This window comes from Methylobacterium sp. E-065 (assembly GCF_022829605.1).
Lineage (GTDB): Bacteria > Pseudomonadota > Alphaproteobacteria > Rhizobiales > Beijerinckiaceae > Methylobacterium.
Map to the genome: position 1 here is coordinate 1 of NZ_JAKSYD010000114.1, position 18,539 is coordinate 18,539.

Sequence of the window (18,539 nt, forward strand, 5' to 3'; positions counted from 1 at the left end):
GAGCCACCGACGCGGGCACCGCCCCGTCCCCGGACCCGCCCAGTCAGCCACCGGGCGGGCCCCCGAAGGACGCCCCGGGATCGCTCCCAGGCCGCCGCGGACAGGTGGCGGCTAATGAGCACAAAATAGGAACATTGTCAAGGATGGCGCGGGACCGGCCGCCGGCCCCCCCTACCCTGCAGAGGGGCTACAATGTTTGCATATCGCGGTTCGACGCGTTCGACAGCTGCAGAACAATCCGGGTCGAAGGCCAACGCGCTGCCCTCCCCCCTCTGCGGGGGAGGGTGGCCCCAAAGGGGGTTGGGAGAGGGGAGCGACGGTGCGAGACAAAGCTCAGTGCTGCGTGTGGGTCGCGCCTAATCCTGACGCCGGGCTCCCCTCTCCCGACCCCTGCTGAGGCAGGGGCCACCCTCCCTGGCAGAGACTACGATATTCACACATCGGCTGGGGGAGACGCGCTCTCCTCCCCCTTGTGGGGAGGAGCTGGAGGTGGGGGTGGCGCAGAAGGCACCGTCACGCGTGATCCTGAACCACCCCCACCCCTGACCCCTCCCCACAAGGGGGAGGGGAAACGCGCTCGTTTTTCAAGGGCTCGCTGTTCGGCAGAGAAAAGTGAATCCGTTAGCCCGCAGAGCGGGGAGGGAGACGCGCGGTGTCAGCTCTCTCCTTGATAAGAATGCGCATGCAACGCAACGCGCGCGGAAGAGAAGGACCGCAAAAGTCCAACCCGCCCTGATATTGCTATAGCTCAGCCCAACGCCGACAGACCGAATCGCCCGTGGCCATCGACCATATCGACCTCAGCCGGATCGACCTGAATCTCCTTGTCGCCCTCGACGCGCTCCTCGATGAGCGCAGCGTCACCCGGGCGGCGGCCCGGATCGGGGTCGGCCAATCGGCGATGAGTTCGAGCCTCGCCCGCCTGCGCCGCCTGTTCGACGACGAGCTTCTGACCCGCGCACCGGACGGGATGCGGCCGACGCCTCGGGCGCTCAAGATCGCCGAACCCCTGCGCGCCACTCTTCGGCAGGTTCAGGCGCTGGTCCATCGTGAGGAACGCTTCGAGCCGGCCACCGTGGATCGATCCTTCACGATCAGCCTGCCCGACAGCGTCGAGGTGCTGCTCGGGCCGCGCCTGATCGCGCAGCTCCGCCGGGAGGCGCCGGGTATCCGGCTGCTGCTGCGCTCCGTCGAGCGGTCGCGAATCCTCGACGAGCTCGATGCCGACCGGGTCGATATCGCCATCGGGTTGTTCTCGGAGGGGCAGATCCACCACAAGCAGCGGCTGCTCTACCGGGACAGCTACGTGGTGCTGTTCAACGCCGCGTTGATCGGCCTCGAGCCGCCGATCGGCCTCGACGATTACCTGCGGTTTCCCCACGTGCTGACCTCCCTGCGGGAGACGGCCCACGGGGTGGTGGATGACGCGCTCGCCCAGATCGGCCGGTCGCGGACCCTCGCCGTGACCACGCCGCGATTCCTGGTCGTGCCGTTCCTCGTGCGCGCCGCGCCGGTGATCGCCACCATGCATGCGCGGCTTGCCATCTCCTTCGCCAGTGCGCTGGAACTCAGCGTGAGCCCGGTGCCGGTCGCGCTGGAGGATGTCGCCGTCTCGATGCTCTGGCACGCCTCCTACGACCGCGATCCGGCCCATCGCTGGCTGCGGGACCTGCTGGTGCGGCTCGCCCACGAGCCACCGCCGCCCGGCATCATCTGACGCGATGCTCGAGATCCTTGTCTTCGCATCAGCGTTTTCCGAAAGCCAGCGACCACCTTTCGGGTTGATGCTCTACAGGCACGGATCCTCCGCGGCCTCCAGCCGCCCGCTCGCGATCGCGTCGCGGAACAGCGCGAAGTCGGCGGCGTTGCGCCCCGCATAGGCGCTCGCCCAGTCGGCGATCGCGGCGGCGAGATGATCGTTCTTGCCGCTGCCGCAATAGCCGGTGATCGCCGCCGCATCCCCGGTGCGGGCATGGGCACGGGCCAGCAGGGTCCCGTAGGCATACGAGAAGGTCTGAAGCGAGGCCCCCGACATCCGCGCCAGCGGAATCGCACCCTTCAGGTTCTTCATCTGGCGCACGTAGAACGGGCGGTCGGCGATGCTGGTCCAGCCGAGCAGCGGATCGCCCACCGCCTGGAGCAGGCGCTGGCCGTAGATCACCCGCTCGCCCTCGTGACCGGCGTAAGGATCGGGCATCCCCGGCAGGTACGGCGCGTGGGCCGGGCGGACCGCCTCCTTCACCTGGAGGAACAGCGCGTCCGCGTCGGAATTGCCGAACAGCAGGGCCAGATAGGCCCGGGTTCCGACGCTGCCGACACCGACGACCCGGTGGGCCACGTCGACCACATGGTAGCGATCGAGCATGAAGCGCCGTTCGCGCGGCAGGGTCTCGGCGTAGCGCTCCAAACCGGTGACGACGCTCTCCCGCGTGGCGTCGTCCACCGGGGTCAGGATCGGCGCGTCCGTCTTGAGACGCCAGCTCCCGTCGGTCCGTCGTTCCGCCACCTGCGACAGCAGGCTCCGGTTGTTCCGCCGCCGGGCCTTGTCCACCGCGTGCCGCACAACGGCCCGGCCCTCGGCATCAAGCCGCAGCCCGGAGATGTGGGGCGTGTCGACCCGCGTCGTCTGATACCAGATATCGAGGGAGCCCTGGGGCGCCAGCCGCCGCATCGTATGCTGGTAGCCGTAGACCGCCTCGATGACCGCCGCGCGGGAATCGCGCGCCGAGGCGCCGGCCTCCGCGGTCGCGATCGCGAGACCGGCGGCAAGGCGCTTCAGGTCCCATTCCCACGGGCCGATCGTCACCTCGTCGAAATCGTTGAGATCGAGGACGATGTCCTGCTGGGGCGTGCCGAACAGACCGAAATTGTCGGTGTGGGCATCGCCGTTCATCACCACGTCGATACCGCTGCGGTGCCCGCGCGACAGGTCCCAGGCCATGACATGCGCGGCCCCGCGCAGGAACGCGAAGGGCGAAGTCGCCATCCGGGCGACCCGCAACGGGATCAGATGCGGTTGGCGCCCCTCATGGGCTGCCTCGATCAGGGCGATCGGGTCGGGCCGGTCCGGATCGTCCGCGCATTCGCCCAGGGCCGCGTGGGGCACCGCATCCCGGAGCGCCTTCCCGACCTGACGGCGCTTGTCCCACGATTCGACGCCGACGCGCAGGTCGATGCGCGGGAAATCCGCGATCGGCGCCAGAACCGGACCCGTGTCCGGCTCGGTCGCCCCGGCGGCCATGTCCGCCGCTGTGTCCTGCTCGATGGCCGTCCGTTCCATGTATTCAAAATTCCCTGACCGCTCGACAACCTTGACCGTGCAGCGACGTTCCGGGGTGCGGCAAGTCTGGTGGAGATAGCATCGCGCCGCCTCTGTGACTGTTCGGGCCTGAACCGGTCTTGACCACTTCCGGTGGCGGCTCTCTAACCACCCCACGCGCCGCCAAGACATTCTTCGCCGAGCGACGCCGATACGCCGACGCACCAGCGAGACCTCGCATGCCCAAGGGTTCAGATCTCCTCGTCGCCGCCCTCGAGAACGAGGGGGTCGACCGCATCTTCGGCATCCCCGGCGAGGAGAACCTCGACGTCGTCGAGTCCCTGCGCACGTCCAAGATCGAGCTGGTGCTCACCCGCCACGAGCAGGCGGCGAGCTTCATGGCGGCCACCCATGGCCGCCTCACCGGCCGGCCGGGCGTGTGCCTCTCGACGTTGGGCCCGGGCGCCCTGAACTTCTCCACCGGCGCGGCCTACGCGCATCTCGGCGCGATGCCGATGATCATCATCACCGGCCAGAAGGGCATCCTGTCCTCGCGGCAGGCCAAGTTCCAGATCGTCGACGTGATCAGCTCGATGAAGCCGATCACCAAGATGGCCCGCCAGATCGTCTCCGCCTCGTCGATCCCCGCGATCGTGCGCGACGCCTTCCGGGTCGCCACCGAGGAGCGGCCCGGGCCGGTTCTGCTGGAACTGCCCGAGGACATCGCGGCCGAGGAGGCCGAGGCCAACATGGTGCCGCCGCACCCGATCGACATCCCGGTCGCCCACCCGACCGCGATCGACCGGGCCGCCGCCATGATCCTCAAGGCCAAGCGCCCGCTGGTGATGCTCGGCGCCGCCGCGAGCCGGCCGCGCGCCACGGGCGATCTCGGCGGCTTCGTCCGGCGCACCCAGATCCCATTCTTCACCACCCAGATGGGCAAGGGCACGGTCGCCAGCGGCACCAGCCTGTACATGGGCACCGCCGCCCTGTCCGAGCGCGATTACGTCCACGAGGCGATCGACAGGGCCGACCTGATCATCGCCATCGGCCACGACACGATCGAGAAGCCGCCCTTCTTCATGGGCCAGGCCGACCAGAAGGTGCTGCATATCGGCTACATGCCGGCCAACGTCGAGCAGGTCTATTATCCCGATGCCGAGGTGGTCGGCGATCTCGGGCCGACCCTGAAGATCCTGGCCGACCGGCTGGAGGGCAAGCTGCCGAATGCCGGCGCCCTGCTGCCGCTGCGCGAGCACATCCTGAACCACATCGCCGACCGCGCCGGCGAGGACCGCTTCCCGGTGACGCCGCAGCGGCTGGTGCGCGACGTCCGCCGGGTGATCCCGGAGGACGGGATCGTGTGCCTCGACAACGGCATGTACAAGATCTGGTTCGCCCGGAACTACCGCACCTACGTGGCCAACACGCTACTGCTCGACAACGCGCTCGCCACGATGGGCGCCGGCCTGCCCTCGGCCATGATGGCGGCGATGCTCTATCCGAACCGCCGGGTGATGGCGGTGTGCGGCGACGGCGGCTTCATGATGAATAGCCAGGAGCTGGAGACCGCGGTGCGGCTCAAGCTCAACCTCGTGGTTCTGATCCTCGACGACTCCGCCTACGGGATGATCCGTTGGAAGCAGGCGGTCGATAAGTTCGCCGATTTCGGCATGACCTTCGGCAATCCGGATTTCGTGCTCTACGCGCAGGCCTACGGCGCCAAGGGCCATCGGGTCGAAGCGGTGAACGACCTCGTGCCGACCCTGGACCGCGCCTTCGCGGAAGGCGGCGTCCACCTCGTGGCGGTGCCGATCGATTATTCCGAGAACACCCGCGTGCTGGTCGAGGAGCTGCGCGAGAAGGTGAAGGATTTCGAGCCGGCCGAGTGACCTCGGTCTCACCAACGGTCGGCCAGCAAGACAGGGCAGTGCGATGAACCCGTTCACCTTCCAGACCACGCCGAACGTGCTGTTCGAGGCCGGCGCCTCCAAGAAACTGCCGGAGATCGTTGGCAGCTTCGGGGCCAAGCGCGTGTTGCTGGTCACCGACAAGGGCGTGCGCAGCGCCGGGCTCACGAAGGCCGCCGAGGCGGCTCTGGCGGAAGCCGGCATCACGCTCGACGTCTACGAGGATGTCGTGGCCGATCCGCCCTCCACGGTGATCGAGGCGGCAGCCAAGCGCGCCCGGGAGCTCGGGACCGACTTGGTCCTGTCGATCGGCGGCGGCTCGGCGCTCGATACCGCCAAGCTCGTGGCCTATCTCGCGAAGTCGGATGAACCGCTGGATTCGATCTACGGCGTCGGTCTCGCCAAGGGCGACCGGCTGCCGCTGATCCTTGTGCCGACCACGGCCGGGACCGGCTCCGAGGTGACGCCGATCTCGATCGTGACGACACCCACCACCGAGAAAAAGGGCGTCGTCGCGCCAAAGCTCCTGCCCGACTGGGCGGTGCTCGATCCGGAGCTGACGCTGGGGCTGCCGTCCCACGTCACGGCGGCCACCGGCATCGACGCGATGGTCCACGCCATCGAGGCGTTCACCAGCAAGAACAAGAAGAACCCGATCTCGGACCAGCTCGCCAAGCAGGCTCTGGCCTTGCTGTCGGCCAACATCCGCACGGCCTGCACGGACGGCAAGGATCTGGAGGCACGCTCCGGCATGCTGCTCGGCTCGATGCTGGCCGGCATGGCCTTCGCCAACGCGCCGGTGGCGGCCGTGCACGCGCTGGCCTATCCGGTCGGGGCGATCTTCCACGTGCCGCACGGGCTCTCGAACGCGCTGGTGCTGATGGGGGTGATGCGCTTCAACCTCTCCCACGCGGAGGCGCTCTACGCCGAGCTGGCGCCGATCCTCGATCCCGCCGCCGCGAACCTGCCGCCGGCCGAGGCCGCCAAGCGCTTCGTCGACAGCCTCGACGCGATCTGCCGCGACTGCAAGGTGCCGGCCTCCCTCGCCGAGGTCGGCGTCGCCCGGCAGGATCTGGAGCGGATGGCCACCGACGCGATGAAGCAGACGCGGCTCCTCGTGAACAACCCGCGCGAGGTCACCTACGACGACGCCTTCAAGATTTACGCCGAGGCGCTGGGCGAGGCACGACCGGCGGCGTGACGCCGATTCCGCATCTGACGCTCAACCTCATCCTGAGGTGCCCGCGCCAGCGGGCCTCGAAGGAGGGTTCCAGGGACTACGTGGCTCGCTGGAGCCCTCCTTCGAGGCCTCCGCTGCGCTCCGGCACCTCAGGATGAGGGGATCGGATTGGAGATCGGCGGTTTGGATGGGTGTCCGGACGGGTCTGTGAGCTGACGACACGCTCCGCGTCATCGCGGAGTCGGAAATCCGGGGGGAACGCCAGCATGGACCAGTTCGACGCGTTCCGGGCCATGGGCGAGCTTTGGACCCGGGCCGGCGCGGGCTTCTTCACCCCCGGCACCGGGCAAGCCACCCCCGGCTTCGGCTGGCCAGGTTTTCCGACGACGGATCTGACCGGGCTCACCACGGCGCAGGCCAAGCTGACCGAGGCCTGGACCTCCGCGACCGCGCTGTCGCAGACGCTCGCAGCCTCGCTCCAGGGCGGTCCCGGCGCGCCGGATCCAACCGCCGGCGCGGTGCTCGCCAAAATCTTCGATCCGCAGGCCTGGCTCGGCGGCTCGGCCGAATTCGATTCCGCGCTGACCCGCATGTCCGAAGGCCCGCAGCTTGCCGACCTGTGGCAGACCGAGCGGCGCTACGCGGCCCTGTTCACCGCCTGGACGGCGCTTCGGCGGGCGCAGAGCGAGCATCAGGCCGTGATGCTCGACGCCTGGACCCGTGCAGCCGGCACCTTCGCCCAGGAGGCCAATGCCCGCGCCGAGCGCGGCGAGAGTTTCGCCTCCGCCCGTGAGATGATGAGCCGGTGGATCGAGACCGCCAACACGGTCCTGCTGGAGATCCAGCGCTCGGACACATTTCTCACCTCGCAGCGGGCGGTGCTGCGCGCCTCCACCGATCTCCGGCTCGCCCAGCAGGATGTGGCAGCCTTCCTGGCGGAGTTCTACGGCCAGCCGACCCGGGCCGAGCTCGACGACGTGCATAAGAGCCTGACCGAGCTGCGCCGGGAGGTCCGGGCGCTCCGCCGCGAGCGCCGGCAGGCCGGCAAGGCGTCCAAGGCGGGCGGTTCACAGGTCGGGGAGAACGCCCATGGCTGATCAGGAAAGCCCGAAGGGGCCGGCCGCTCCGCTGAATCTCACCCCCGCTGCGTTGCTGGCCGAGGTCGGCACCCTTGGGCGCCGCCTCAGCGAGGGCGCCAAGCTGTTCGCCGATGTCAGCGACGCGGATGTCGAGATCGCCACCACGCCGAAGGATCTGGTCTGGAGCCAGGACAAGGTCAGCCTCTACCGCTACCGGTCGCTCGCCGAGAGCAAGGGCTTGCCGCCGGTGCTGATCGTCTACGGGCTGATCGGCCGCTACACGATGGCCGACCTGCAAGAAGACCGCTCGCTGGTCCGCAACCTGCTCAACCTCGGCCTCGACCTCTACGTGGTCGATTGGGGCAATCCGGGGCGGGCCGACCGCTACGTCTCGATCGACGATTACGTGGATGGCTACCTCGCGGAATGCGTCGCCTGCATCCAGGAGGCGGCCGAGCGGGAGAAGGTGAACCTGCTCGGCATCTGCGAGGGCGGTGTCTTCACCACCTGCTACGCGGCGCTTTACCCCGAGACCGTCAACGCGATGGTGCTGACCATCACGCCGATCGACTTCCACGCCGATGCCCGCGATGCCCGAGCGGGTCACGGCTTCATCAACGTCTGGACGCGCTCGCTCACGTCCGAGGACATCGACCGGCTGATCGACGCGCAGGGCTCCCTGCCCGGCGCTTTCATGGGCTCGGTGTTCTCGATGATGACGCCGATGCGGACCATGACCAAGTACAACCTCGATCTGCTCGACGCCCTGGACGACAAGAAGAAGTTCTTGAATTTCTTGCGGATGGAAAAGTGGATCGCCGACCGACCGGATCATCCGGGTGAAGCTGCCAAGCAGTGGTTGAAGGATCTCTATCAGGACAACAAGCTGGTCCAGAGTGCCTTCGAGCTTGGCGGCCGGAGGGTGGATCTCAAGGCCATCACCTGCCCGGTGCTGAACGTGTTCGCGCAGGACGACCACATCATCCCGCCGGCCACCTCGCAGGCGCTGAGGGACAAGATCGGCACTGCGGATTACACCGAGATGGGTCTGCCCGGCGGCCATGTCGGGGTCTTTGTCGGCGGCAAGGCGCAGAAGTTGCTGGGCTCGGGCATCGCCGATTGGCTGGGTCAGCGGGGGTAGGATGCTCGCTGATCGGTCCTCACACAGCGCAACGCCCCTCCCCTCCCCCGCAGAGGGGGGCTACCGGATTCCCGTATCACTGCCGGACGCCACGAGTTTGAGGAATAAGCGCGTTTCTCCTCCCCCTTGCGGTGAGGGGTCAGGGGTGGGGATGGCGCAGGATCGAGCGGTCCGGTGCCTTCTGCACCACCCCCACCTCCAACTCCTCCCCGCAGGGGGGAGGAGAGCGCGTCTCGGCCAGCGATGTGTGAATGTCGTAGCCCGGAGACGAGGAAGGGAAAGGCGCACGGTCCGGCCACCGAGGATCACCCCATGGGCAGCCTGAAGAACAAGATCGTCAGCGCCGACGAGGCCGCCGCCATCCTGCAGGATGGCGACATGGTCGCGGTCTCGGGCTTCGTCGGTATCGGCACACCCGACGAGCTGATCCTGGCGCTGGCGCGCCGTTTCGAAGCCGGCAACGGCCCGCACGGGATCGGCCTGATGTTCGCCGCCGCCCCGGGCGACGGCAAGGAGCGCGGCCTCAACCGGCTGGCACTCCCGGGCCTCGTGAAGCGGGTCGTCGGCGGCCATTGGGCGCTGGTGCCGAAGCTCGGCGCCATGGCGGTCGAAGGCCAGATCGAGGCCTACAACCTGCCGCTCGGCGTCGTCTCGCATCTCTACCGCGAGATCGCGGCCCATACGCCGGGCCACATCACCAAGGTGGGCTTGCGCACCTTCGTGGATCCGCGCCTGGAGGGCGGCAAGCTGAACGCCGTCACGACAGAAAACCTCGTCGACGTGGTCGAACTCGGCGGCGAATCCTGGCTCCACTACAAGGCGTTCCCGGTGAACGTCGCGCTGATCCGCGGCACGACCGCCGATCCCGCCGGCAACATCACCATGGAGCGCGAGGCGCTGACGCTGGACAACCTCGCCGCCGCCATGGCGGCGAAGAACTCGGGCGGCTTCGTCATCGCGCAGGTGGAGCGTCTGGCCGAGGCCGGCTCGCTGAATCCGCGCGAGGTGCAGGTCCCGGGTATCCTGGTCGATTGCGTGGTGCTCAGCCAGCCGGAGAACCATCGGCAGACCTACGGCACGCCCTACAACCACGCCTTCACGGGCCGCCAGCGCGTGCCGCTCGACCGGATCCCGCCGATGGCGCTCGACGCCAGAAAAATCGTCGCCCGGCGCTGCGCGTTCGAATTGCCCCCTGGGGGCGTGGTCAATCTTGGCATCGGCATGCCGGAGGGCATCGCGGCCGTCGCCGCCGAGGAGCGGGTGCTGAAATACCTGACCCTCACCGCCGAGCCCGGCGTGATCGGCGGCCTGCCGCAGGGCGGGCTCGATTTCGGCGCCGCCCTGAACCCGGCCGCTGTGCTGCACCAGAACCAGCAATTCGATTTCTACGACGGCGGCGGCCTCGACCTCGCCTGCCTGGGGCTTGCGCAATGCGATGCCGAGGGCAACGTCAACGTCAGCCGCTTCGGCAAGCGGCTCGCAGGCGCGGGCGGCTTCATCAACATCTCGCAGAACGCGAAGAGCCTCGTGTTCGCCGGCACCTTCACGGCCGACGGGCTGAAGGTCGCGATCGAGGGCGACGGCATCCGCATCCTCACCGAGGGCCGCTCCCGGAAATTCATCGCCGCCGTCGAGCAGGTGACTTTCTCGGGCGCCTACGCGGCCGACCGCGGCCAGCCGGTGCTCTACGTGACCGAGCGTTGCGTCTTCCGGCGGACACGGGCCGGGATGGAACTCGTCGAGGTGGCACCGGGGATCGATATCGCGCGCGATATCCTCGGGCAGATGGGGTTTGCGCCGATCGTGCAGAACCCGAAGCCCATGGATCCGCGCCTGTTCCGCGAGACCGTGATGGGGCTGGAGCCCTGGCTGCTGGGCCTCTCGCTCGCGGAGCGGATCAGTTACGATCCGGAGCGCAACATCCTGTTCTCGAATCTCGAAGGTTTCCAGGTGCGGACCATCGACGATGTCGAGCTGGTACGCCGGGAATACGAGCGTGCCTGCCAGGAGATCGGCCGCAAGGTCCACCTGATCGCCAATTACGACGGGTTCGAGATCGACGCGACCGTCAGCGACGCCTACTTCTCGGCCATCGCTTATTTGGAGAATCGGTATTACGAGACCGCATCGCGCTATACGACCAGCGCGTTCTTGCGATTGAAACTCGGTGCCTCGTTGGCGAGCCGCGATCTGGCTCCCCATGTCTTCGAGACAAAAGCCGAGGCGCAGGCGAGGAATACGGCCCAGAGCGTACCTCTCAAGCCGCGACCCGGCATGTCCCAGCCCGACATGCCGCGGCCGCCGAAGGAACCGTTGGATGCCTGAACTCGAAACCCCCACCCTGAAGGATCGCGCCCTGCTGGTCGAAGCCTGCCTCGTCGGCGGCGCCTGGACCAAGGCCGGCTCCGGCAGCATCGATGTCACCAACCCCGCCACCGGCGCGGTGATCGCCCGGGTGCCGAATGCCGGCGCCGAGGAGACGCGGGCTGCGATCCAGGCGGCGCACGCGGCCTATCCGGACTGGCGCGCCAAGACCGCCAACGAGCGCGCCGTGCTGCTGCGCAAGCTCGCCGCGCTGGTCACCGAGCATCAGGAGGATCTGGCGCAGATCCTCACCGCCGAGCAGGGCAAGTCGCTGACCGAGTCCCGCGGCGAGGTCGCCATGTCGGCGGCCTACGTGCTGTGGTTCGCGGAAGAGGCGCGGCGCGTCTACGGCGACGTGATCCCCTCCCCCTGGGGCGACCGCAAGATTCTCGTCACCAAGGAGCCGGTGGGCGTGGTGGCGGCGATCACGCCGTGGAACTTCCCGTCCTCGATGATCGCCCGCAAGATCGCCCCGGCGCTGGCCGCCGGCTGCCCGATCGTGATCAAGCCGGCCTCGCAGACCCCGCTCTCGGGGCTGGCCTGGGGCGTGCTGTGCGAGCGTGCGGGCTTCCCAGCCGGCGTGGTCAGCATCCTCACCGGCTCGGCCCGGGCCATCGGTGCCGAGATGACCGGCAACCCACTGGTCAAGAAAATCACGTTCACCGGCTCCACCGAGGTCGGCAAGGTGCTCCTCGAGCAGGCCTCGCACACGGTGAAGAAGGTCTCGATGGAATTGGGTGGCAACGCGCCGTTCATCGTGTTCGACGATGCCGATATCGACCGCGCGGTGGCCGGCGCGATGCTCGCCAAGTTCCGCAATTCCGGCCAGACCTGCATCTGTACCAACCGCTTCCTGGTGCAGGACGGGATCTACGACGCCTTCGCGGAGAAGATGGCCGAGGCCGCCAACCGCCTGAAGGTCGGCAACGGCCTCGAGGACGGCGTCGCCCAGGGTCCGCTGATCGACATGGCGGCGGTGGAGAAGACCGAGGCGCATATCCGGGACGCCGTCGAGAAGGGCGGCCGGGTGATCGCGGGCGGCCACCGGCACGCGCTGGGCGGCCAGTTCTTCGAGCCAACCGTGATCTCCGGTGCGACCCCCGGGATGGATGTCGCCCGCGAGGAGACGTTCGGGCCGCTGGCGCCGCTGTTCCGCTTCCGCGACGAGGCGGAAGCGATCCGCATGGCCAACGACACTGAGTTCGGGCTTGCCTGCTACTTCTACACCCGCGACCTCGGCCGCACCTTCCGGGTCGCGGAGGCGCTGGAATACGGCATGGTCGGGATCAACGAGGGGATCATCACCACCGAGGTGGCGCCCTTCGGCGGCGTGAAGGAATCGGGTCTCGGCCGCGAGGGCTCGTATCAGGGCATCGAGGATTACCTGAACACGAAGTACCTGTGCGTGGGTGGGCTCGTGGCATGATGGTCGGGGTCCATTGAGACCCATATCCCCTCCCCTGGCGATCCCGGGCCTGCCCGGGATCGCTCAAGCTTGCGGAAAGGGGCCAGGGGTGGGGGTGGTGCAGAAGGCACCGCACCACTCGATCCTGCACCATACCCCACCTCAAACTCCGCCCCACAAGGGGGAGGAGAGCAGGTTGCGTCTAGGGTCGCTGCGCGTCTTACTTCCCGCTCGGCGCAGCGCCGCTGCCGGTCGTGCCGTTGCCCATGCTGCTGCCGGCAGGCGCGCCGGGGGTGCTCACGCGGGGGCCGCCGCTGGTGCCGGGCGCCATGCCGGCGCCGGTGGAGCCGGTCTGCTCCATCGCCCCGGTTCCGGTCCCTGTGCCGCCCACGGCGCCGGATTTGTTCACGTTGCCCTGGTTGGCGCCGCCGGTATGCGGTGCCTGTGCCAGCGCCGCGCCGGAGGTGGCGAGCACGAGCGACATGGCCAGCGCGAGGATCGTCTTCGACATGGGGTCTCCTGAGTCCGCGTAAGATGGTCCCAGGCCAACCCCAAGCCCATGAGAATGTTCAGCGGGCGAGCGTCCGGCCATCCCGTCCAAGACCGGCGTCGGGCGTCTCCGCCCGCTTCCCTCGTCCGCGGAGGGGGCCGGTTCTCCGACGGTGATCCGCACCCCGTGTCATGACCGGCGGCGTCTAGGCCGGATGCGCGTTGTGGATCTGGTCGAAATCCAGCGACGCCGTGTCGATCACGATCTGCGTCCGGCTGATCACCTCCAGCTTGCGCAGGATCTCGGAGACATGCGCCTTCACGGTCGAATCGCCGACCTGAAGCTCGTGGGCGATCTGCTTGTTGAGCTTGCCCTGCCGGATCATCATCAGAACGCGCACTTGCTGTGGGGTCAGCCGGGCGAGGCGCTCGGGGAGCGGCGCCTTCTTGGAGCGCGACGCGGGGGCGTTCGCCTCGGCGAGGCCCGGCGGCAGGAACAGCGCGCCGCTCAGGACCTCGGTGATCGCCCGGGTCAGCGTCGCCTTGTCCATCGCCTTCGGGACGAAGCCGGCAGCTCCGTGTTGCAGGGCCTCGCGCGCGATGCGCGGATCCTCGTGGCCGGACACGATCAGGATCGGGATCCGCGGAAACCGTGCGCGGATCGTGATCAGCCCGTCGAACCCGGCGGTGCCGCGCATCGACAGGTCGAGGAGCGTCAGGTCGATATTCCGGTTGGCCGTCAGCACCGTGCAGGCCGGCTCGATCCCGTCGGCCTCGTGCAGCACCGCATCCGGATGCGCGAGGCGGATCGTGGCCGCCAGGGCGTCACGGAACAGCGGGTGGTCGTCGACGATCAGAAGATGCACGGACAACGCGATCCTTCGCCCAAGATCCTCACGGGATCCGTCGAAAACTGATCGAAGCGGCCCCGGGGCGCAAGCGGGCGTTGAGACGACCACCCTCACACCGGGGCCTGAGCGGGCCGACCGGCCTGTCCACCGTCTGCTTGGTGCTCGGTCAGCGCGCCGTGGTTCACCGACACGGTCCGTTCGGGCTGAAGCGCGCCGTGCCGTGTTCGCTCAGGCTGCGCGGACCGAGGCGAGGAAGCGGCCGACCTCCTGCCCGAGCGTGTCGAACTCGACCGACAACTCAGAAGCCGAAGCCAGAAGGCCGCCTGCGGTCGTTCCCGTCGTCTCGACGGCTTCGGCCACGGCCGTGACGGTCGAACTCACCGCGCTGGCGCCGGCCGCCGCCTCCGCGACCGTGCGGACGATGCGTTCGGCGGCAGCGCCCTGGTCGCGCACGGAGGCCGTGATTTGCCTGGCGAGGGTGTTCATGTCGCGGATGTGCACGGTGATTCCGTTCACCGCGGAGACGGCCCGCTGCGTGGAGGTCTGGATCCGGCCGACCTGCGATGCGATGTCCTTGGTGGCCTTGGCGGTCTGGCTGGCGAGTTCCTTCACCTCGGCCGCCACCACCGCGAAGCCGCGGCCGGCCTCTCCGGCCCGGGCTGCCTCGATCGTGGCGTTCAGCGCCAGCAGGTTGGTCTGGGCGGCCACCGTCGAGATCAGCGCCACCACGTCGCCGATCCGTTCCGCGGCCGCGCTCAGCTCCTGAACGAGGGGCACCGCCTCGGCCGCCTGCGCGGCGGTCCGGCTGGCGAGATCGGCGGAGCCGCTCACCTGCCGCTCGATCTCGCCGAGCGACGCGCCGAGCTGCGCCGTCGCCTCGGCCGCCGTCTCGGCCGTGCGCGCCGCGTCCCCGGCCGAGGAGGCCACGTCCGACGACCGGCGCGCCGAATCGGAGGCTGTCTCCGACATGTCGGCCGCTGCCGTGCGCAGGCCCGCTGCGGCGCTGGACACATGATCGAGGATACCGCCCACGGTCGTCTCGAAGGTCCGAGCCAGGTGCTCGGTCGCGTTCCGCCGTGTGACATCCAGCTCGGCCCGGGCCTCCGCGGCTTCCTGCTCCAGGACGCTGGTGCGAGCCAGCTGCGCCTGGGCCTCCATCTCCGATTGGCCGAGCGCCCGGAACGAGTCGACCGTCGTGCGGCAGACCCAGATCAGGACGGCGGCTTCAACCACCACGATCACCGCGTGCAGCGCGACGCAGCCGATATCGGTCGCGGCATCCGGGAAGACCAAGGCCGGAACAGCCAGATCGAGGGCGAGGTGATGCACCGCGGTCGCCACGGTCGCCGCCAGGATCACGCGCCAGTCGCACCAGCCGACCAGCACGGCGAGACAGGCGAAGAAGTACATGTGCAGATCGACCTGCCAGCGATGCCCGGCGAAGACGATCAGGAAGATCGCCGCCATGCCGATCAGGGCGAGTCCGCTGACGATGCGCGTGGCCCGGCCAGTCGGATCCCGCCACCAGAGCATCGTCGCCGTTCCGGCCAGGACCATGACGGCGGCGATCGAGCCCAGCGTCGGCAGGCCGCTATTCAGCGCGGCCTCGGCCCCTGCGACGACGAGCACGTGCACCCACAGGATCGCGATGAGGGAACGGCCGAACTTGAGCCGGAGCGTATTGAGGTGGTTCATCGTGCTGAGCGTCCGAAATCAGGATCCGAATTGCGGGTGACGGCGTGGGACCGGTCGGCGCGACCGCAGCCGCGGGCCGAGCTGCCGTCGAGGACGAGCCGGGCCCCCGCCGCATAGAGGCGAAGGACGAAACCGGAGTCATCAGCGCGGGCGATCACGACATCCCGCTGACCATCGACAATCAGGATCGACCCGCCCGCCTCGGCCACCATGCGGACCACCGCATCGGAGCCGGATCCCGCGCGGCCGAAAAGCACCACGGTATCGGACCGGGGGGCGGCCAGGAGTACCAGGGGGGTAATCAGGGCGACGGCGCCTCCGAGTGCCCCGAGCACAGTCTGGGATCGTATCCAACCCCGTCTTCTCCGGGATTCGGAGTTTGCTACTGCCGACATGGACCTTCGCATCTCCAATCGAACTTCAGACATTGCATTTTTTGTTTTTAGGGCGTGAAATGAGCCATTTTGTTTCTTCGATAGTAGTCTATGATTGAATTTATTTAAAATTATGAACACTAAATGCATTTTGCAAGGAATGTATCCGACGTAGTTCGTACGATGATTTTCTTTATTGCCGATTTTACCGGCCAGCTGCGAGAAATATAACTCGCAACTTATAAATATGACGCGACTGTACGGTGGTAAATATATTGAATTACTGTCCGTATTGATCGGTATTCTAGTTTTATTCAATGCCACTTTGTCCTGTCGCGGGGCTGGATTGCGTCTCATCAGGCCAACGGTTCCGGCGGCAGGTTGCGTGCGGCAGGCTCATTCGTACCGCGCGGCGCAAGGCATGCTTTCCTCTCGGTCTGCGCCGTGAGACGCCGGGGACCGACGGCGCTGCGCTCATCGCGCCCGAAGAGTGGAGATCGTGTGTGAAGCAGGACATGGTGCCGTCATGGCCGGGGCAATCGTGGGATCGGGCCGATCCCGCTGCAGCCGGTCTCGATCCCGTGCGCCTTGCGGAGGCGGTGGCCTATGCCGAGGCGCACGAGAGCGCGTGGCCGCACAGCCTGTATTATCCGGATGGGCGCTATGTCGGGATCGTCGAGTGGAACGAGACCGGACCGTGGAGCGCGATCGTGGGCCCGGTGCAGGAGCGGGGCGGCCCGGCGGGCGTGATCCTGAAGGGCGGCCGCCGGGTGGCGGCCTGGGGCGACACCGGTCGTCCGGACATGACCTTTTCGGTCGCCAAGAGCTACCTGGCGGTTCTGGCCGGCCTCGCTCACGATGACGGGCTGATCCCCGACGTGGATGCCCCGGTCCGCGACAGCGTGCCGGACCCGCTCCTCGACGGCCCGCATAACGGCGCGATCACGTGGCGCCACCTGCTGCAGCAATCGAGCGAGTGGCAGGGAACGCTGTTCGAAAAGTCCGATCAGGTCGACCACTTCCGCCAGATCGGCCCGGGGGCGGACAACAGCCGCAAGGGTGAGAAGCGAGCGCCGAACCCGCCCGGCACCCACTACGAGTACAACGACGTGCGGGTGAACCTGCTGTCCTACTGCCTGATGCGGTTGTTCGGCCGCGCCCTGCCGGAGGTGCTGCGCGCGCGGATCATGGACCCGATCGGTGCGTCCTCCGACTGGGCGTGGCACGGCTACGACACGGCCTGGGTCACGGTCGACGGCAATCGGATCCAGTCCGTCCCCGGCGGCGGCCATTGGGGTGGCGGCCTGTTCATCGGCGCCGACGACCACGCCCGGTTCGGGCTGCTCATCGCCCGCGGCGGCGTGTGGAACGGCCGCCGGCTCCTGTCGGAGCGTTGGATCCGCGCCATGCTGACCCCGTCGCTGACCCTCGAGAGCTACGGCTATCTCTGGTGGCTCAACCGCGGCCCCGCCGCCAGGCCGCAGCTGTCCGCCAACGCGTTCAGCGCACTGGGAGCCGGCAACAACGTGATCTGGTGCGATCCGGACCGCGACCTCGTGGCGGTGCTGCGCTGGATCGATAAGAGCGCCGTCGACGGGTTCCTGCTGCGTCTCGCGGCGGCCCTGCGGGATTAGCCGCTCAGCGCCGCGATGGTCTCGGCCATCGCGCGCGCCCTCGGCACGAGGCTGCCCACCTCCAGGTACTCCTCGGGCGAATGCGCCTTGCCGCCGACCGGGCCCACGGCGCAGAGGGTCGGGCAGCCGACGCTGGCGGTGAAGCCGGAATCGGCGCAGCCGCCCGCGAACTCGCCTTCGATCGGCCGGCCGAGCCCCGCGCTGACCTTGGCATAGGTCTCGAACAGCGCCCGGGAGGCCGCATCCTGCACCAGCGGCAGGAACTCGCCCTTGATGGTCAGCTGCGCCGTGGTGTCCGGCACCGTGGAGGCCGCCACGATCGCGGCGATCCGGTCCATGGCCTCGGTGCGGTCGGGCGGGGTGACATAGCGCAGGTCGATCTCGCAGGTCGCCCGGGGCGCCACGGTGTTGACCGACTGGCCTCCGGCGACGAGCCCGACATTCACCGTGATGCCGCGCGCGAGATCTGTGATGGCGTGGAACGCCACGGTCTTGTGGGCCAGTTCGAGAATGGCGCTGCGCCCCTCCGCATAGTTGCCGCCGGAATGGGCGGCCTTGCCCAGCACTTCGAGCTGCATGAACACGCCGCCCTTGCGGCCGGTGACGACGTTGCCGGTCGGCCGCCCCGGCTCGGAATTGAGCACCGCCCGGGCGCCGCGGGCGGTGTCCTCGATGATCGGCCGGCAGGCCGGCGAGCCGATCTCCTCGTCGCTGGTGAACAGGCCGACCAGCGGCACCGGCGCGCCGCCGGCCCGGTGATAGGCCGCCAGCACGAAGGCGTTCATCACGAGGCCGGCCTTCATGTCGGCGACGCCCGGCCCGTAGGCGCGGCCTTCGGCGACGTGGAACGGCCGGCGCGCCACCTCGCCCTTCGGGAAGACCGTGTCGCGATGGCCCATCAGCACCACCGGCCGGTTGCCGCCACCGGAACCCGCGACCTCGGCTTTGAGCGCGTCGCCGTAGCCCGCCACCGGGATCGTGGTGACCGGGATGCCCTCGCCGGCCAGGAACGCCGCGATGCGGGCGCCGACCGCATCCACGCCCGGCTTGTCGTATGATCCGGAATCGTGATTCACGAGGTCTTCGAGGAGCGACAACATCGCCCCCTCCTGCTCATCGAGCCAGCGGAAGGCGGCGGACGCGCGATCGGTCATGGAG

General features: G+C 68.3%; 14 protein-coding genes. 8 read left to right on the top strand and 6 right to left on the bottom strand.

Annotated elements, in window-relative coordinates; genetic code table 11:
- The first annotated feature begins 778 nt into the window (after nucleotides 1–778).
- Complete coding sequence (locus MKK84_RS14180) at nucleotides 779–1,717, top strand: LysR family transcriptional regulator (protein ID WP_243920654.1); 939 nt, start codon at nucleotides 779–781, stop codon at nucleotides 1,715–1,717.
- A gap of 72 nt (nucleotides 1,718–1,789) precedes the next feature.
- On the opposite strand, the gene MKK84_RS14185 is transcribed toward MKK84_RS14180, so the two are convergent.
- Nucleotides 1,790–3,280 carry a DUF2252 domain-containing protein gene (locus tag MKK84_RS14185; protein ID WP_243920656.1) on the bottom strand — a complete coding sequence of 497 codons (1,491 nt, stop codon included), beginning with the start codon at nucleotides 3,278–3,280 and terminating at the stop codon, nucleotides 1,790–1,792.
- Between the two features lie 218 nt (nucleotides 3,281–3,498).
- Between MKK84_RS14185 and MKK84_RS14190 the strand changes: the two genes are divergently transcribed.
- The 6 genes from MKK84_RS14190 to MKK84_RS14215 all read left to right on the top strand — a co-directional run bounded on the left by MKK84_RS14190 (nucleotide 3,499) and on the right by MKK84_RS14215 (nucleotide 12,359).
- On the top strand, nucleotides 3,499–5,151 hold the full coding sequence (locus MKK84_RS14190; protein ID WP_243920658.1) for an acetolactate synthase large subunit: 1,653 nt from the start codon (nucleotides 3,499–3,501) through the stop codon (nucleotides 5,149–5,151).
- Between the two features lie 43 nt (nucleotides 5,152–5,194).
- The gene (locus tag MKK84_RS14195) at nucleotides 5,195–6,370 is read left to right on the top strand and encodes an iron-containing alcohol dehydrogenase (RefSeq protein WP_243920660.1); all 1,176 of its coding nucleotides are present in this window, start codon (nucleotides 5,195–5,197) and stop codon (nucleotides 6,368–6,370) included.
- Between the two features lie 245 nt (nucleotides 6,371–6,615).
- Nucleotides 6,616–7,446 carry a poly(R)-hydroxyalkanoic acid synthase subunit PhaE gene (locus MKK84_RS14200; protein ID WP_243920662.1) on the top strand — a complete coding sequence of 277 codons (831 nt, stop codon included), beginning with the start codon at nucleotides 6,616–6,618 and terminating at the stop codon, nucleotides 7,444–7,446.
- The gene (gene phaC, locus MKK84_RS14205) at nucleotides 7,439–8,569 is read left to right on the top strand and encodes a class III poly(R)-hydroxyalkanoic acid synthase subunit PhaC (RefSeq protein WP_243920664.1); all 1,131 of its coding nucleotides are present in this window, start codon (nucleotides 7,439–7,441) and stop codon (nucleotides 8,567–8,569) included. Before MKK84_RS14200 ends, phaC begins: the two co-directional genes overlap by 8 nt.
- A 312-nt stretch (nucleotides 8,570–8,881) precedes the next feature.
- Nucleotides 8,882–10,894 carry an acyl CoA:acetate/3-ketoacid CoA transferase gene (locus MKK84_RS14210; RefSeq protein ID WP_243920666.1) on the top strand — a complete coding sequence of 671 codons (2,013 nt, stop codon included), beginning with the start codon at nucleotides 8,882–8,884 and terminating at the stop codon, nucleotides 10,892–10,894.
- Nucleotides 10,887–12,359 carry an NAD-dependent succinate-semialdehyde dehydrogenase gene (locus tag MKK84_RS14215; RefSeq protein WP_243920668.1) on the top strand — a complete coding sequence of 491 codons (1,473 nt, stop codon included), beginning with the start codon at nucleotides 10,887–10,889 and terminating at the stop codon, nucleotides 12,357–12,359. Before MKK84_RS14210 ends, MKK84_RS14215 begins: the two co-directional genes overlap by 8 nt.
- A gap of 199 nt (nucleotides 12,360–12,558) precedes the next feature.
- Here MKK84_RS14215 and MKK84_RS14220 read toward each other — a convergent pair whose 3' ends face one another.
- The 4 genes from MKK84_RS14220 to MKK84_RS14235 all read right to left on the bottom strand — a co-directional run bounded on the left by MKK84_RS14220 (nucleotide 12,559) and on the right by MKK84_RS14235 (nucleotide 15,585).
- Entirely contained in the window at nucleotides 12,559–12,849 is a 291-nt protein-coding gene (locus tag MKK84_RS14220; RefSeq protein WP_243920670.1) for a hypothetical protein, read from the bottom strand.
- A 184-nt stretch (nucleotides 12,850–13,033) separates the two neighbouring features.
- Complete coding sequence (locus MKK84_RS14225; protein WP_243920672.1) at nucleotides 13,034–13,693, bottom strand: response regulator; 660 nt, start codon at nucleotides 13,691–13,693, stop codon at nucleotides 13,034–13,036.
- Nucleotides 13,694–13,906: 213 nt separating this feature from the next.
- Nucleotides 13,907–15,373, bottom strand: coding sequence for a methyl-accepting chemotaxis protein (locus tag MKK84_RS14230; protein ID WP_243920673.1), 1,467 nt, complete (start codon nucleotides 15,371–15,373; stop codon nucleotides 13,907–13,909).
- On the bottom strand, nucleotides 15,370–15,585 hold the full coding sequence (locus MKK84_RS14235) for a hypothetical protein (protein ID WP_243920675.1): 216 nt from the start codon (nucleotides 15,583–15,585) through the stop codon (nucleotides 15,370–15,372). Before MKK84_RS14235 ends, MKK84_RS14230 begins: the two co-directional genes overlap by 4 nt.
- A gap of 665 nt (nucleotides 15,586–16,250) precedes the next feature.
- Here MKK84_RS14235 and MKK84_RS14240 point away from each other — a divergent pair.
- A complete protein-coding gene (locus MKK84_RS14240; RefSeq protein ID WP_243920677.1) occupies nucleotides 16,251–17,381 on the top strand; it encodes a serine hydrolase domain-containing protein in 1,131 nt (376 codons plus the stop codon).
- Here MKK84_RS14240 and MKK84_RS14245 read toward each other — a convergent pair.
- Nucleotides 17,378–18,535, bottom strand: coding sequence for a M20 family metallopeptidase (locus MKK84_RS14245; RefSeq protein WP_243920679.1), 1,158 nt, complete (start codon nucleotides 18,533–18,535; stop codon nucleotides 17,378–17,380). The two genes, MKK84_RS14240 and MKK84_RS14245, sit on opposite strands and share 4 nt — an antisense overlap.
- Nucleotides 18,536–18,539 lie beyond the last annotated feature (4 nt).